At 64.2% G+C, this 15,182-nt stretch carries 19 protein-coding genes; 15 read left to right on the top strand and 4 right to left on the bottom strand.

Features of this window, described 5'->3' with window-relative positions; genetic code table 11:
* The first annotated feature begins 344 nt into the window (after nucleotides 1-344).
* From ACQY5B_RS17980 to ACQY5B_RS17920, 13 genes are all read left to right on the top strand, one after another.
* Entirely contained in the window at nucleotides 345-1,193 is an 849-nt protein-coding gene (locus ACQY5B_RS17980; RefSeq protein WP_420328140.1) for an HpcH/HpaI aldolase/citrate lyase family protein, read from the top strand.
* Nucleotides 1,194-1,229: 36 nt separating this feature from the next.
* Complete coding sequence (locus tag ACQY5B_RS17975) at nucleotides 1,230-1,775, top strand: NnrU family protein (RefSeq protein ID WP_420328141.1); 546 nt, start codon at nucleotides 1,230-1,232, stop codon at nucleotides 1,773-1,775.
* A 4-nt stretch (nucleotides 1,776-1,779) separates the two neighbouring features.
* The gene (locus ACQY5B_RS17970) at nucleotides 1,780-1,983 is read left to right on the top strand and encodes a DUF1737 domain-containing protein (RefSeq protein ID WP_043136354.1); all 204 of its coding nucleotides are present in this window, start codon (nucleotides 1,780-1,782) and stop codon (nucleotides 1,981-1,983) included.
* 3 nt (nucleotides 1,984-1,986) lie between these two features.
* Nucleotides 1,987-3,015, top strand: coding sequence for a MaoC family dehydratase (locus tag ACQY5B_RS17965; protein WP_420328142.1), 1,029 nt, complete (start codon nucleotides 1,987-1,989; stop codon nucleotides 3,013-3,015).
* Nucleotides 3,016-3,176: 161 nt separating this feature from the next.
* The gene (locus tag ACQY5B_RS17960; RefSeq protein ID WP_305968814.1) at nucleotides 3,177-3,380 is read left to right on the top strand and encodes a hypothetical protein; all 204 of its coding nucleotides are present in this window, start codon (nucleotides 3,177-3,179) and stop codon (nucleotides 3,378-3,380) included.
* A 429-nt stretch (nucleotides 3,381-3,809) separates the two neighbouring features.
* Nucleotides 3,810-4,193: a succinate dehydrogenase, cytochrome b556 subunit gene (gene sdhC, locus ACQY5B_RS17955; protein WP_305968815.1), complete on the top strand. Its 384-nt coding sequence runs from the start codon at nucleotides 3,810-3,812 to the stop codon at nucleotides 4,191-4,193.
* A 13-nt stretch (nucleotides 4,194-4,206) separates the two neighbouring features.
* On the top strand, nucleotides 4,207-4,578 hold the full coding sequence (gene sdhD / locus ACQY5B_RS17950; protein WP_420328144.1) for a succinate dehydrogenase, hydrophobic membrane anchor protein: 372 nt from the start codon (nucleotides 4,207-4,209) through the stop codon (nucleotides 4,576-4,578).
* Between the two features lie 79 nt (nucleotides 4,579-4,657).
* Nucleotides 4,658-6,460, top strand: coding sequence for a succinate dehydrogenase flavoprotein subunit (gene sdhA / locus ACQY5B_RS17945; RefSeq protein WP_420328146.1), 1,803 nt, complete (start codon nucleotides 4,658-4,660; stop codon nucleotides 6,458-6,460).
* On the top strand, nucleotides 6,460-6,765 hold the full coding sequence (locus tag ACQY5B_RS17940; protein ID WP_420328147.1) for a hypothetical protein: 306 nt from the start codon (nucleotides 6,460-6,462) through the stop codon (nucleotides 6,763-6,765). The genes sdhA and ACQY5B_RS17940 overlap by 1 nt, the downstream gene beginning before the upstream one ends.
* Nucleotides 6,753-7,091 (top strand): hypothetical protein, encoded by a 339-nt coding sequence (locus ACQY5B_RS17935; RefSeq protein ID WP_420328148.1) that lies wholly within the window; start codon nucleotides 6,753-6,755, stop codon nucleotides 7,089-7,091. Before ACQY5B_RS17940 ends, ACQY5B_RS17935 begins: the two co-directional genes overlap by 13 nt.
* Complete coding sequence (locus tag ACQY5B_RS17930; protein WP_420328149.1) at nucleotides 7,088-7,930, top strand: hypothetical protein; 843 nt, start codon at nucleotides 7,088-7,090, stop codon at nucleotides 7,928-7,930. Before ACQY5B_RS17935 ends, ACQY5B_RS17930 begins: the two co-directional genes overlap by 4 nt.
* Nucleotides 7,931-8,031: 101 nt before the next feature.
* Entirely contained in the window at nucleotides 8,032-8,811 is a 780-nt protein-coding gene (locus ACQY5B_RS17925) for a succinate dehydrogenase iron-sulfur subunit (protein ID WP_305968821.1), read from the top strand.
* A 182-nt stretch (nucleotides 8,812-8,993) separates the two neighbouring features.
* Complete coding sequence (locus ACQY5B_RS17920; RefSeq protein ID WP_420328150.1) at nucleotides 8,994-9,125, top strand: hypothetical protein; 132 nt, start codon at nucleotides 8,994-8,996, stop codon at nucleotides 9,123-9,125.
* A 94-nt stretch (nucleotides 9,126-9,219) separates the two neighbouring features.
* Here ACQY5B_RS17920 and ACQY5B_RS17915 read toward each other — a convergent pair whose 3' ends face one another.
* The gene (locus ACQY5B_RS17915) at nucleotides 9,220-10,383 is read right to left on the bottom strand and encodes a type III PLP-dependent enzyme (protein ID WP_420328151.1); all 1,164 of its coding nucleotides are present in this window, start codon (nucleotides 10,381-10,383) and stop codon (nucleotides 9,220-9,222) included.
* A 287-nt stretch (nucleotides 10,384-10,670) separates the two neighbouring features.
* Here ACQY5B_RS17915 and ACQY5B_RS17910 point away from each other — a divergent pair, with 287 nt between their 5' ends.
* Nucleotides 10,671-10,880: a hypothetical protein gene (locus tag ACQY5B_RS17910; protein WP_305968824.1), complete on the top strand. Its 210-nt coding sequence runs from the start codon at nucleotides 10,671-10,673 to the stop codon at nucleotides 10,878-10,880.
* Nucleotides 10,881-10,971: 91 nt separating this feature from the next.
* Nucleotides 10,972-11,820, top strand: a complete 849-nt coding sequence (locus ACQY5B_RS17905; protein WP_420328153.1) for an urea carboxylase-associated family protein — start codon at nucleotides 10,972-10,974, stop codon at nucleotides 11,818-11,820.
* A gap of 113 nt (nucleotides 11,821-11,933) precedes the next feature.
* Here the strand turns inward: ACQY5B_RS17905 and deoD are convergent, their stop codons facing one another.
* From deoD to ACQY5B_RS17890, 3 genes are all read right to left on the bottom strand, one after another.
* Nucleotides 11,934-12,638, bottom strand: coding sequence for a purine-nucleoside phosphorylase (deoD, locus tag ACQY5B_RS17900; RefSeq protein WP_420328155.1), 705 nt, complete (start codon nucleotides 12,636-12,638; stop codon nucleotides 11,934-11,936).
* Between the two features lies 1 nt (nucleotide 12,639).
* Nucleotides 12,640-12,948, bottom strand: a complete 309-nt coding sequence (locus ACQY5B_RS17895; protein ID WP_420328156.1) for an H-NS histone family protein — start codon at nucleotides 12,946-12,948, stop codon at nucleotides 12,640-12,642.
* 258 nt (nucleotides 12,949-13,206) lie between these two features.
* Complete coding sequence (locus ACQY5B_RS17890; protein ID WP_420328158.1) at nucleotides 13,207-15,180, bottom strand: methylmalonyl-CoA mutase family protein; 1,974 nt, start codon at nucleotides 15,178-15,180, stop codon at nucleotides 13,207-13,209.
* Nucleotides 15,181-15,182: the final 2 nt, after the last annotated feature.

Below are 15,182 nucleotides of genomic sequence, written 5' to 3'. Positions count from 1 at the left end.
GCGAGCTTGATGTATTTCTCAGTCATAATGTCACCTTTCGGCTGCGCGCCGGGCGGATGATGACGCGGCTTTGCCGCGCGCCCGGCACAGGGTAGGTCCCCTCGGTTTCGGCGTGCCGCCCCTGTGGCCCGACCCGCCTTGCCGCTTTGACGGCATGGGATCATCGTCCACCCGGTCGCGCTACAATCAGGTTAACGCACCGTGCGTTGCGTCGAGTCCGCCCCGCTTTCGGCACCATTGTGCACCAAAATATGCCGAATTGCTGCAATGCGGCGAATTCGGCCTTGAATTATCCCTCCAAAAATGCGCATTACCGCGCAACATTATTTCACGAGGAGGCTCTGATGGACCTGCGCGCGCGCCCTTACCGTTCCGTTCTGTACATCCCCGGCTCCAAGGAGCGGGCGTTGGAAAAGGCCCGTGCCATGCCCATCGACGCCATCATCTTCGACCTCGAGGATGCTGTCGCCCCCACCGAGAAACCTGCGGCCCGCGCGACCCTGGCAGAGGCATTGACCCGCCCCTATGGCAACCGGACGCGCATCGTGCGCATCAACGGGTTCGACACGGAATGGGGCGAGGCCGATGCCAAGGCCGCCGCCGCGATGGACTGTGACGCCATCCTGCTGCCCAAGGTCGAATCCACCGCCCAGCTTGACGCCCTGGCAGAGCTGACGGACAAGCCGCTCTGGGCGATGATGGAAACGCCCGCCGGCATGTTGGCCGCGAACCAGATTGCCGCCCATCCGCGCCTGCAGGGCATGGTCATGGGCACCAACGATCTCGCAAAGGAACTCAATTCCCGCTTTCGCACCGACCGGCTGCCGATGCTGACCGGGCTCGGGCTTTGCGTGCTGGCCGCCAAGGCGCATGGCAAGGTCATCGTCGATGGCGTCTACAATGCCTTCAAGGACGACGCTGGCCTGCAAGAGGAATGCGCCCAGGGCCGCGACATGGGCATGGACGGCAAGACGCTGATCCATCCCTCCCAGGTCGACATCGCCAATGCCGCGTTTGCCCCCGGCGCCGAGGAAATCGACCTGGCCCGGCGCCAGATCGATGCCTTCGAGGAGGCCGAGAAGGCAGGGCAGGGGGTTGCCGTGGTCGATGGCAAGATCGTCGAGAACCTGCATGTCGAAACCGCCCGCAAGACCCTCGCCAAGGCCGAGGCCATTGCGGCCCTGGCCGATTAACAGCAGGGTCCCGGCGAACAGCTAGGGAGACCAGCCATGCTTCTATTGATTCTCGGTGTCGCGCTCTGGTGGGCGGCGCATCTCTTCAAGCGGATGGCCCCCGGCCTCCGCGAACCGATGGGCGACAAGGGCAAGGGCCTGGTCGCACTGGCGCTGCTTGTCAGCGTGGTGATGATGATCTTCGGCTACCGGATGGCCGACGGTGCCTTTTTCTGGGGCCGTCATCCGGCGAGTGTCGGCATCAACAACCTGCTGATCCTCGTGGCCATCTTCATGATGAGCCCCGCACCGAAAAAGGGGCGCCTGCTGGCGGGGATGCGTCACCCGATGCTGACCGGCTTTTTTCTCTGGGCCGTGGCGCACATCCTGGTGAATGGCGACGTGCCCAGCCTTGTCCTTTTCGGCGGTCTGGCCACCTGGGCCGTCGTCGAGATGATCGTCATCAACCGTGCCGTGCCAAACTGGACGCCTCCCGCACCGGGCCCGATCAAGAAAGACGTGATCTTCCTTGTCGCCTCGATCGTTCTCCTGATGGTGATCGGCTACATCCACAAATGGCTTGGCTACAACCCCTTCGGATAAGCTCATGAAACTCTATCGCTTTCTCTCCGAGGACGACACCTCGGCCTTTTGCCACAAGGTCACCGCCGCCCTGAACAAGGGCTGGGAACTGCACGGTGCGCCCACCTATGCCTTTGACGCCGCCAATGGCGTCATGCGCTGTGGTCAGGCGGTCGTGAAGGAGGTGGACGGCACCTACACCCCTGACACCAAGCTGGGAGATCACTGAGACATGGCCAAGACCAATCCGGGCCGCTTCTTCGAAGACTACACCGTGGGCGAGGTCATCGACCACGCCGTGCCGCGCACCGTGTCCGGGGGAGAGCGCGCGCTGTACCACGCGCTCTATCCGATGCGCCACGCGCTCTATTCCTCGGATGAATTCGCGCGGTCCTGCGGTCTGGCGGCGGCGCCGATCGACGATCTGGCCGCCTTTCACATCGTCTTCGGCAAGACGGTCCCGGATGTCTCTCTGAACGCCGTCGCGAACCTCGGCTATGCCGAGGGCCGCTGGCTGAAACCGGTCTGGCCGGGCGACACCCTTCGTTCGCAGTCCGAGGTCATCGGCCTCAAGCAGAACTCGAACGGGCGTACCGGCGTGGTCTACGTCCGTTCGCGTGGGCTGAACCAGCGCAACGAGACGGTCATGGAATATGCCCGTTGGGTCATGCTGCGCAAACGCGACCTGGATGCGCCTGCGCCCGAGACAGTGATCCCGGACCTCAAGAAAAGTCTGGCGGCAGAGGATCTCGTGGTGCCCGAGGGGCTGGATTTCACCAACTACGACTTCACCCTTGCGGGCGAAAAGCACCGTCTGTCCGACTACGAGATCGGCGAGACCATCGACCATGTCGATGGCGTCACCATCGAGGAAGCCGAACACATGATGGCCACGCGCCTGTGGCAGAACACCTCCAAGGTGCATTTCGACGTCACCGCGCGCCCCGACCAGCGGCTGATCTACGGCGGGCACGTCATCTCGATGGCCCGCGCGCTGTCGTTCAACGGTCTGGCCAATGCGCAGGTCATCGCCGGTCTGAACGGCGGCGCCCATGCCAACCCCTGTCTTGCCGGCAATACCGTCAAGGCCTGGTCCGAGGTGTTGGACAAGGCGGAAACTTTGGCCCCCGGTGTGGGCGCCATTCGCCTGCGGCTGGTGGCGACCAAGGGCGGCGCGCCGTTCGAACTCAAGGGACCGGATGGCAAGTATCTGCCCGACGTGCTGCTTGACCTCGATTACTGGGCGCTGATGCCGGTCTGACCCGGCCGTATGCGGCGCATCACGCCCTGATCGAGTACAAAGACAGCAAAGGACCCCGCGGCCAGGCGGCTGCGGGGTCTTTTTCTTGGGAGGAATGTTACAATTCGTTTACAGGTTTCTTCGGACGAATGTGAATCGGGGCGCAGAGTGGAGGTCGGACCATGCACCTGAACGGATTGCCGAAGTCGTCGCAGGACATGTTGAAGGTGCCTCAACGGGATGTGCCCAGGGTTATTCGTGGCATGCTCAGCACACGATCCTTTTCCTCACTCCTGCGGGATATCCACGGAGACCTGGCAGCGCCGGATCCAAAGCTGCGCGAACAGGCCCGGCTTGCGCTGCGCCACCTGGGGTTCCCGGACTGACGTATTCGCGCGGTCCGATCACCGGGATCGTTGCCGCCTCGTTCTGACTGCGCGGGCAAAAATCCTCCTCCCTGCCGGGATGCGTCCTTACGTTGACATCTTTCCGCTGTATTGCGGGGCATGCGTCCCGTGACATCGCGTGATCCGGGCATTGGTTCGGACCGGGCATTTTTCATGACAGCGGCCATGAATTGATGCTTATCCCGACCGAATCCGTCATAATCTTCCGCGCGAACTTGCCAAACAGGGCGCGCGGGATCGGGGATCGCGTTAGCGCAAAAATGTGATCACGCACTCCAAAAGTGTGATCACAAAGTCAAGAAATCCCGCCGATTGCGCCAAAAAACCGCAGAAATACGACAGCGGGCCTCGTGACACGGCCCTTGAAAGCATTAAACAGAAGGCGACGGAACCGAAAGGACATCATTCATGGCCGACGTGAACCGGGGCAACCGCCCGCTCTCACCGCACCTGCAGGTCTACCGCCCCCAGCTGACATCGATCAGTTCGATCCTCACGCGCATCACCGGGAATGCCCTTCTGGTCGGCGCGCTGCTGGTGGTCTGGTGGTTCCTGGCCGCCGCCACTTCCGAAGCCTACTTTGCCACCGCCGATGCGGTCCTGACCTCGTGGTTCGGCGACCTTGTCATGTTGGGATCGGTCTGGGCACTCTGGTATCACCTGCTCGCCGGCGTGCGCCACATCATCTGGGACGAGGCGAAGATGCTCGAACTGGACAAGGCCGAAATGCTGGGCTGGGCCGTGATCATCGGCTCTGTTGTCCTGACCCTTTTCACCATCATCGTCGTCTGAGGAGGCCCGCACAATGGCATTTCTGACCGACCGCAAGCGCGCCATTGGCTGGGGCGCGGCCAAGACAGGCACCGAACATCATTGGGCGATGAAGAAAAGCTCGGTGGCGCTGCTGATCCTCGTCCCGCTCTTCATCTTTACCTTCGGCGGCGCGCTTGGGGGCACCTATGAAGAGGTGACCGCCTATTTCGCGCGTCCCTTCCCGGCGATCGTCGCGGCACTGACCATCCTCGTGGGCTTTCATCACTTCAACATGGGTGTGCAGGTGCTGATCGAGGACTACGTTCATGGCGCGATGGAAAAGATCCTGATCCTCGCCATGACCTGCCTCAGCTACGGCGCCGCCGCCGTCGGCCTCTTCGCCATCGCGCGACTCGCGCTCTGAGGCGCCCGCAGACCCCTACCGCCAGAGACGGCGCTCTCACGGATCGCCGTCCCCCGCACAGATGAACAGGTAAACACCAATGGCAGCATACGAATACGAGACGCATGATTATGACGTCGTGGTTGTCGGGGCTGGCGGCGCGGGTTTGCGCGCCACGCTCGGCATGGCCGAACAGGGCCTGCGCACCGCCTGCGTGACCAAAGTTTTCCCGACCCGCTCGCACACCGTAGCAGCCCAAGGCGGTATCGCCGCCTCGCTGTCGAACATGGGGCCCGACAACTGGCAGTGGCACATGTACGACACCGTCAAGGGGTCGGACTGGCTGGGCGACACCGACGCGATGGAATACCTCGCCCGCGAGGCGCCCAAGGCGGTCTACGAACTGGAACACTACGGCGTGCCCTTCAGCCGGACCGAAGAGGGCAAGATCTATCAGCGTCCCTTCGGCGGCCACACCACCGAATTCGGCGAAGGCCCGCCCGTGCAGCGCACCTGCGCCGCGGCCGACCGCACCGGCCACGCCATCCTGCACACGCTCTATGGCCAGAGCCTCAAGAACAACGCCGAGTTCTACATCGAGTATTTCGCCATCGACCTGCTGATGGAAAATGGCGAGTGCAAGGGCGTCCTCTGCTGGAAGCTGGACGACGGCACCTTCCACGTCTTCAACGCCAAGATGGTCGTTCTGGCCACCGGCGGCTATGGCCGTGCCTACTTCTCGGCCACCTCGGCCCATACCTGCACCGGTGACGGCGGCGGAATGGTGGCCCGCGCGGGCCTGCCGCTGCAGGACATGGAATTCGTCCAGTTCCACCCCACCGGTATTTACGGCTCGGGTTGCCTCATCACCGAAGGCGCACGGGGCGAGGGCGGCTACCTGACCAACTCCGAGGGCGAGCGCTTCATGGAACGCTACGCGCCGACCTACAAGGATCTCGCGCCGCGCGACTATGTCAGCCGTTCGATGACGATGGAGATCCGCGAAGGCCGGGGCGTGGGTGCCGAAGGCGATCACATCCACCTCAACCTCAGCCACCTGCCCGCAGAGGCGCTGGCCGAACGTCTGCCGGGCATCTCGGAATCGGCCAAGATCTTTGCCGGTGTCGACGTGACCAAGGAACCGATCCCGGTCCTGCCCACCGTGCACTACAACATGGGCGGCATCCCGACGAACTACTGGGGCGAGGTCCTGAACCCGACCGAGGAGGATCCGACCGCCGTCGTGCCGGGCCTCATGGCCGTGGGCGAGGCGGGTTGTGCCAGTGTGCACGGCGCCAACCGTCTCGGCTCCAACTCGCTCATCGACCTCGTGGTCTTTGGCCGCGCCGCCGCGATCCGCGCCGGCAAGGTCGTGAACCCCGAAACCGCCGTCCCCGCGGCGCCGGTCTCCGAAATCGACAAGGCCTTTGACCGTTTCGACGGCATCCGCAACGCCAGCGGCACCGTGCCCACCGCCGAACTGCGGCTGGAAATGCAGAAGACCATGCAGCGCGACGCCGCCGTCTTCCGTACCGCCAAGACGATGGCCGAAGGCGTCGAAGCCATGACCGGCATCGCCGCCAAGATGGACGATCTCAAGGTCACCGACCGCAGCCTCGTCTGGAACTCGGACCTGATGGAAACGCTGGAGTTGACCAACCTGATGCCCAATGCGCTGGCCACCATCGTCGGCGCGGAGGCACGCAAGGAAAGCCGCGGCGCCCATGCGCACGAGGACTTCTCCGAGCGCGACGACGAGAACTGGCGCGTCCACAGCGTTGCCCGCGTCGAAGGGAACAAGGTGGACCTCAGCTATCGCCCGGTCATCGTCGATCCGCTGACCAACGAGGACGAAGGCGGCATCAGCCTGAAAAAGATCGCGCCCAAGGCCCGGACGTTCTGATGCGGGGGGTGCTGCCAATTCTCCCCTTCATCGCCGGCCTTGGCCTGGGGTCGGCCGCTGCGGCCAACCAGGCAGCGGCTTACCGGCTCTGCAAGCCGGAGGCCGAGCAGATCGCCGCGCAGGGCGGGCACTACGGGTACAACAGGCGCTACGACATGGCGCTGGATGCCTGCATGACCCGCTACCGGCCCAGCCACCAACAGGCGCAGCTGCCGGGGATCGGCACGCTGGCGCCGGTTGCACCCGTGGGATGTTACCCGGGGGCGCCAACCATGTACCGGGGCACGCTTTATTGTATCGACTGAACGGGCATATCGCCGTCCTGGCCCTGGCCGGGACGCTGTCCGCCTGCTCGCCGCAGGCCCAGGACGAGATCGCTCGCAGTGCCGCGCGTTCGGCCCTGACGCCCGTGGTGGCCGATACTTTCCCCGGCGTGCCGCTGGAACCCACGCTGGACTGCCTCATCGACAACGCCAACGCGCAACAGATCCGCGCGCTGGCGGCGGACGCGGTGATCGGCCCGACCGAAAGCACCGTCCAAATCGCACGGGACATCGCGTCAAAGCCCGAAACTCTCCGCTGCCTGGCGGCCGAGGGCCTGCCAGCCCTGATGCGGCGGGGCGGATCTTGACCGCGCTGCCGCAAGAGCGCCGCGCACAGCGGGTATCCGGCTGGTCGGGGCCGGACCGACTGGTGTTGCATTGTGGTTTCCGGAAAACCGGAACGACCTTCATTCAGGATGTCCTGCGCGAGAATACCGGGAAACTGCCCGGCGGATTTGTCGTCAGCCCGCGTGACACGCTGACCCGTGGCTGGCGTCGTGCGGTGGCCGATGACATCCGCCGTCGCAAACGCGGCACTGCGCGCGCCGTCCTCCGCGAGGCGCAAGCCCTGGGTGCTGCCATCGAAGCGATGAAGGCACAGACCGTCCTCATCTCCGACGAAAATCTTTTCGGCGCAGATGTGGTCGCCCCCGATGGCACCGCGACGATCTTCGACCTGGCGGGGCATTATCTTCCGATGCTGGAAGAGGCGCTGGCGGGCGCACCGCTGGATCTGGTCTTCTACACCCGCGATATGGACAAGTGGTTGCGCAGCGCCTGGGGACAGGCGGTCAAGCGCAAGGGCGTAACACAGGATTACCGCGAGTGGGCCGCATCCTTGCCGCCGCTTGACTGGGACAAGGGGATCGCCACGATCCGCGCGGCCGTCCGCGCGCCGGTCACGGTCTTCCCAATGGAAGCGGATCTTGAGGGCGAGAACCCGCTGCTAGGCCGGGCACTCTACCGCCATGCCGGCCTTGATGATGCGGAGATCGCCGCGCTCGACTTGCCTAGGGCGTCAAACACCGCGTTGCCCTCGGGCGCCATGGACCTGATGCGCAAAATCAACGGCCTTGGCCTGACGCCGCAGGACCGCCGCGCGGTATCGCAACTGGTCGAAGAAAATCCACAGGTGTTCCGCTCATGATCCCTGCGCCGCGCATTTGCAAATTCACCTGGTCCGGCGCTACGGCGGCCGCTGACCGCGTCACCCGATAGACTCACCCGAAAGGAAAGCAGAGGCTCGTCATGGTCCAATTCACGCTCCCCAAGAATTCGCAGATCAAGACCGGCAAGACCTGGCCCAAGCCCGAGGGCGCCAAGAACGTCCGCAAGTTCCAGATCTACCGCTGGAACCCCGATGACGGAAAGAACCCGCAGGTCGACACCTATTTCATCGACATGGACAGCTGCGGCCCGATGGTCCTGGACGCGCTGATCAAGATCAAGAACGAGATCGACCCCACGCTGACCTTCCGCCGCTCCTGCCGCGAGGGGATCTGCGGCTCCTGCGCGATGAACATCGACGGGATCAACACGCTGGCCTGCATCTACGGGCTGGACGAGATCGAAGGCGACGTGAAGATCTATCCGCTGCCGCACATGCCGGTGGTCAAGGACCTGATCCCCGACCTGACCCATTTCTACGCACAGCACGCCAGCATCATGCCCTGGCTGGAAACCAAGACGAACCGCCCGGCGAAAGAGTGGAAGCAGTCAATCGAGGACCGCAAGAAGCTCGACGGGCTCTATGAATGCGTGATGTGCGCGTCGTGCTCGACGGCCTGCCCCTCCTACTGGTGGAACGGTGATCGCTACCTCGGACCGGCCGCGCTGCTGCACGCCTACCGCTGGATCATCGACAGCCGCGACGAGGCCACGGGCGAGCGTCTGGATCAGCTCGAAGACCCCTTCAAGCTGTACCGCTGCCACACCATCATGAACTGCGCCAAGACCTGCCCCAAGGGCCTGAACCCGGCGCTGGCCATTGCCGAGATCAAGAAGATGATGGTCGACCGCGCGGTCTGATCCGTCTCCAACTGCAAGTGTTTGCCCCGGTTGCCCGTGCAGCCGGGGCTTTCCTTTGGATGACGCGACTTCCCTTGCACGCTGTGCAAGCCGTCCATGCGACCTTGGCGGAGGTCATCGTGTCCGATCAGGATTATCTAGCCGCTCAGGGAGGGGACTTGTCGTAATGGAAAGGCAACCCCATGCAAGAGCAGCAGAAAACCGACGCCCAACGCGCCCTCGAAGCCCTCGATCAGGCCTGGGCCTATTTCACCCCCGAAAAACGTGTCGAGAGCGAGGCCCCGGTCTACGAGGACCTGCCGCTGGCCGCCTGACCCCGCGTGACAGGGGCTCGCCCCATCACCCTTGGACCCAAACGCCCGACCGTCAGGCCGGGCGTTTCGCGTTTGGCCAAGGGCCAAGGTCGTGTCAGATCACGACCACGTCCAGTGGCGGGAAACCGTTGAAACCGACCGAGGCATAGGTCGAGGTATAGGCCCCGCAGCAGCGGATCACGATGCGGTCGCCCGCGGCGAGACCAACGGGCAACTGCACCGGCTGCTTTTCATACAGAACGTCCGCGCTGTCACAGCTCGGCCCGGCAAGGATGCACGACCCCATCGGCTCGAAATCCTTGTCGGTCACGAACTGGTAGCGGATCGCCTCGTCCATCGTCTCGGCCAGGCCCGAGAACTTGCCGATGTCCAGGTAGACCCAGCGGTGCAGGTCGTTCTCGGTCTTGCGCGAGACCAACAGCACCTCGGCGGAAATCGCGCCGCATTCCGCCACCAGGCCACGGCCCGGCTCTGCCATGATCCGCGGCACGTCGCCGAAACGCGCGCGCACCAGGTGCATGACCTCTGCGGCATAGGCCTCGGGGCCCTGCACCGACTGGCCATAGTAGGCCGGAAAGCCGCCACCGATGTTCAAGAGGTCCAGGTCGAAACCGGCGTCCTGTGCCGCGTGCCAGACCTTTGCGACCTCGTCCAGAACCGGCGCCCACATCGCGGCGCGGCGGGTCTGGCTGCCGACGTGAAAGGAGACGCCCACCGGGCGCAGGCCCAGCATGCGGGCACGGCCCATCAGCTCCAGCGCCATTTCCGGTGCGCAGCCGAACTTCCGCGAAAGCGGCCAGTCGGCCTCGGTCGAGAGAACGAGCAGGCGGATATAGACCTGCGCGCCGGGGGCATTGCGCGCGATCTTTTCCAGCTCTTCCTCGGCATCCGCGGCGAAGAGATCGACACCGGCCTCAAAGGCCCAGGCGATATCCGCCGGGCGCTTCACGGTATTGCCAAAGCTGATCTCATGCGGCTGCGCACCGGCGGCGAGGCACATCTCGATCTCGGGCCGCGAGGCCGCATCGAAATGCGAGCCTGCGGCGACGAGCGTCGACAGGATCTCCGGCGCCGGGTTGGCCTTGACAGCATAGTGGATGCGCGCGCGGCCAAGTCCCTGTGCCAGGGCGGCGTACTGGCGGGCCACCACATCGGTGTCAAGAACCAGCGTCGGACGGTCGAAACGATGTGCGAGGATATAGCGCTCGGCACGGGACAGGGTATCGCGGGCAGACAGCCCGGCGGCAAAAGCGTTCATGGTCATCTCCAATCAGACCCGGCCATTCCGGTTTCCCGGCACAGACCGCTCAGTTCCAAGGGAGACGTTACCGTCGCTACTTAACCGCGTGGGTGCTATTGCCCACCTCGACAGAGGTGCGTGCGTTGGCGTCTATGGCGGCGCATATGGGGCAGCGCATCGAGTCGATCAAGGAAAAATTCGCGCCAGTCGCAGATTTTTCCAAGCAGCGCGCGTATGGGGCAAAACCGGCTTGGCACAGGGGGCACCGGCTTTCCCATCCGGCATGAGGCGGCTACATGAGGCCCATGTTCGTCGTCATAGGTCTCATCGTCGCCTTCATCCTGATCGCGGTCTTTTCCAACCGCGCCACGCGCTATTGCCGCTGGCGCGAGCGGCGCGGGCAAAGCGGGAGCACATGGACCTGCATCCATTGTGGCGCGCAGGTGCAGGGCACGCAGGGCCAACCGCCAACAGATTGCCACCGGGGGCAGGGGGCAACGCCGCCACGGGCCTGATCCGGGGCCTCTCCCGCCGCCGGATCCGCCTCCGACGCCCTTGCCAACGGGACCATGCGGCGCTTCACTCACCGCAGAAAGGAACCGCCAGATGACCAAACCCCCGGCCGATGCCGATACCCGCCGCGCCGTCCCGCCGGTGATCTGCTATCCCGTCGAGACCCTGCCGAAACCGGACCTGCCGCTCTACGGCGCGGCCCTCGCCGGGGCCGAGGTCACCAGGACCACCTACGCCCCGCCGCGTGACGCCTGCACCTTTACCGTGCCCGCGGGGCATTTCTTTCGCATCACCTCGGTCGAGGGACCGCAGGTCGGGGATCTGAACCTCTGGAACGCGCACGACCTGGGGGAGCGGTTCTATTCCGGCAAGACCCGCGCCCTGCACGGAACCCATGTCACCACGGGCGATCGGCTCTGGTCCGGTTTTCCGACCCTCCGCCCCATGGCAACCGTGGTCGAGGACAGCCTCGACTGGTACGGTATCGACGTCTTCGGGGGCTCCGTCCACGATGTGATCGGCACGCGCTGCGACCCCTACACGGGCAACCTGCTGTCAGGCACGCAGTACCACCATTGCTGTCACTCCAATCTGATCCGTGCCCTTGCCGAGGCCCGCGACCTGCCCCTGCACGAGGCGGAGCGCCACGTTCACGACGTGCTCAACGTTTTCATGTGCACCGGGTTCACCCGCGACACCGGGCAATATTTCATGAAGGCCAGCCCGGTCCGTCCCGGCGATCACCTGACGTTTTTCGCCGAGATCGACCTCTTGGGGGCGCTCAGCGCCTGCCCGGGCGGCGACTGCTCGTCAGAGCACAGCTCCGACACGGCCGCCTGTTTCCCGCTCATGGTCGAGGTTCTGGCCCCGGCCGCCGGGGCATTGGACGGCTGGCAAAGCCCGCCGGTCAACGGCTATGACCGCACACATGGCACCGGCTGACCGGCTCACCGCGTCTTTGGGCTGAGGCCACCGTGGAAAGCGCGAGGGGCTGGCCCCTCGCATTTCCTGCTGTTCATCTGCGGCACGCATGGCGGGGGCGTCCCGCCCCGCCGTCATGCAAAGGCGGCTTCCAGCGCGATTTCCACCATCTCGCCAAACGAGCTTTCGCGTTCGTCCGAGGACAGGGCCGCGCCGGTCGGCAGGTGGTCGGACACCGTCAGCACCGCCAGCGCCCGCGCGCCAAAGCGTGCGGCCACGGTGTAAAGTTCCGCCGCCTCCATTTCGACCGCCAGGACGCCGTGACGGACCATCTGCTCGTTCAGGTCCGGGCGCTCGTCGTAAAACACGTCCGAGGAATAGATCCCGCCCACATGCGTCGTGACACCATGCCCACGCGCCGCCGCCACCGCCTTTTCCAGCAATCCGAAATCCGCGCAGGGCGCGTAATTCAATTCCCGGAAAAAACCGCTGGACGGAGTCGAAAGCGTTGTCGCCGTCATGGCGATCACGATATCACGCAGCCCGACATGATCCTGCATCCCGCCACATGATCCGATGCGGATCAGCGTTTTCGCGCTGTAGTCGCGGAGGAGTTCATTGGCGTAGATCGAAAGGCTGGGCATTCCCATGCCCGACCCCTGTATCGTGACCCGGTGTCCTTGCCATGCTCCGGTGAATCCCGACATGCCGCGGACATCATTGATGCAGGTGGCGTTTTCCAGGAAGTTTTCCGCCGCCCATTTCGCGCGGCGGGGGTCTCCTGGCATCAGCACCGTTTCCGCGATGTCGCCGGGCGCGGCCCCGATATGGATCGTCATCTCAGAGTGCGAGATCGTCGAGCGTCTTGCCTTCCTCGAGTGCCGCAATCACCCAGTTGGGTTTGCGGCCACGGCCCGTCCAGGTTTGCGCGGGGTCGGCCGGGTTCGCATATTTCGGCGCGCCCTTGCTGCCTTTCGGGCCGGCGTCAAGAACCTCGTCCAGCGAGAATCCGAATTCCTTTGCGGCTTTTTCGGCCGCGCGTTTCGCTTCTGCGCGGCGGCGCGCATCGACGGATTTCAGGGCTTTTTGAGCGTCGGAAATCAATTGCTGAAGTTCGTCACGCGAAAGCGCTTCCAGATCGATATCCATGTCATTTCTCCATTTTTTGATTGATGGCTTCTCTCCCCGATTTTGACAGCGTTCAACTGCTTTTTTGTGTCAAAATATAGTGAACACAGCCTCTGCCGCAGCGTAACGATATCTCGAAAGGGTAGCGGATGCCTTTTCTGTCCATCGCGAAAGTATAGAAAAGCCTGACGCGATATAGCGACAGGTGCAAATGGAAAAGGCCCCGCGAGTTGCGCGGGGCCGATGGAAATGAAGACTTCGGTTGTCTGGTCTGCTTGCCTATTCGGCGGCGACCGAGGCCGGATCGACCAGGCTCACAATATCGTGCATGATGGTGTTCAACTCGAAATCCTTGGGCGTATAGACCTGCGCCACGCCCATGCTTTTCAGGCGCCGCGCATCTTCGTCCGGAATGATTCCGCCGACGATCACCGGCACATTGCCCAGCCCCTCGGCGCGCATCCGGTTCATCAGATCCTCGACCAGCGGAATATGGCTGCCTGACAGGATCGACAGGCCGACCACATGCGCGCCGTCCTTGGCCGCCTCGACAATCTGTTCCGGCGTCAGGCGGATGCCCTCGTAATCGATCTCCATGCCGCAGTCGCGGGCGCGGAAGGCGATCTGCTCGGCGCCGTTGGAATGGCCGTCCAGCCCGGGCTTGCCCACCAGGAACCGCAGACGCTTGCCCAGCTTGTCGCTGACCGCGTCCACGGCCGCGCGCAGGTCGTCCAGCCCCTCGGTCTTGTTCGATACCGACCGCGAGACGCCGGTGGGGCCGCGGTATTCGCCAAAGACGCTGCGCATCTGCGCCGCCCATTCGCCCGTCGTCACGCCCGCCTTGGCGCAGGCGATCGAGGCCGGCATGACATTCTCGCCCGCGGCCGCCGCGGCGCGCAGGTCGGCCAGTGCGGCCTTGACCGCCGTGTCGTCGCGTTCAGCCCGCCAGGCGTTCAACCGGCCGATCTGGTCCTGTTCCACGGCCGGGTCGACCGTCATGATGCCGCCGTCCTCGTCCATCAGGGGGCTGGGTTCGCCCTGTTGGAACTTGTTGACGCCCACGACAGTGGTCTCGCCGCGTTCGATCCGGTTCAGGCGCTCGGCGTTGCTGTCGACCAGGCGCCCCTTCATGTACTCGATCGCCTCGACAGCGCCGCCCATGCTGTCGATGGTCGCCAGTTCGTGCCGCGCGCCCTCTTTCAGCGCATCGACCTTGGCATCCACCGCCGGGTTGCCGTCAAAGAGATCGTCGAATTCCAGCAGGTCGGTCTCGTAGGCCATGATCTGCTGCATCCGCATCGACCATTGCTGGTCCCAGGGGCGGGGCAGGCCAAGCGCCTCGTTCCAGGCGGGCAACTGCACGGCGCGGGCGCGGGCCTTTTTCGACAGGGTCACGGCCAGCATCTCGATCAGGATGCGGTAGACGTTGTTTTCCGGCTGCTGCTCGGTCAGGCCCAGGCTGTTGACCTGCACGCCATAGCGGAAGCGGCGGTATTTTGGATCTTCGACGCCATAACGCGTGGCGCAGATCTCGTCCCAGAGATCGACGAAGGCCCGCATCTTGCACATCTCGGTCACGAACCGGATGCCCGCGTTTACGAAAAAGCTGATCCGCCCCACCAGCCGCGGGAAATCCTCTGCCGGCACGCGTGTCTTGAGTTCATCCAGCACTGCCGTCGCTGTCGCCAGCGCAAAGGCCAGTTCCTGCTCCGGCGTCGCCCCCGCCTCCTGCAGGTGGTAGGAGCAGACGTTCATCGGGTTCCACTTGGGCACGTTGGTATAGCAGTATTCCGCCACGTCCCCGATCAGTTTCAGGCTGGGCTTCGGCGGGCAGATATAGGTGCCCCGGCTGAGATACTCCTTGATCAGGTCGTTCTGCACCGTGCCCTGCAGCTTCGAGACATCCGCGCCCTGTTCCTCTGCCACCGCGATGTAAAGCGACAAGAGCCAGGGCGCCGTCGCGTTGATCGTCATCGAGGTGTTCATCTGTTCCAGCGGGATCTCGTCAAAGAGCGTGCGCATGTCGCCCAGGTGGCAGACCGGCACGCCCACCTTGCCCACTTCGCCCTTGGCCAGGATATGGTCGCTGTCATAGCCCGTCTGCGTCGGCAGGTCGAAAGCCACGGAAAGCCCGGTCTGCCCCTTGGCAAGATTGTTGCGGTATAGCGCGTTCGAGGCCTGTGCCGTGGAGTGGCCCGCATAGGTGCGGATCAGCCAGGGCTTGTCGCGGGGCGGCATCTGGGTCTCGGTCATCG

Source organism: Antarctobacter sp., from assembly GCF_965277915.1.
GTDB lineage: Bacteria > Pseudomonadota > Alphaproteobacteria > Rhodobacterales > Rhodobacteraceae > Antarctobacter.
Note: the sequence above shows the minus strand (reverse complement) of the source record. Positions and strands in the feature narration are given on the sequence as shown.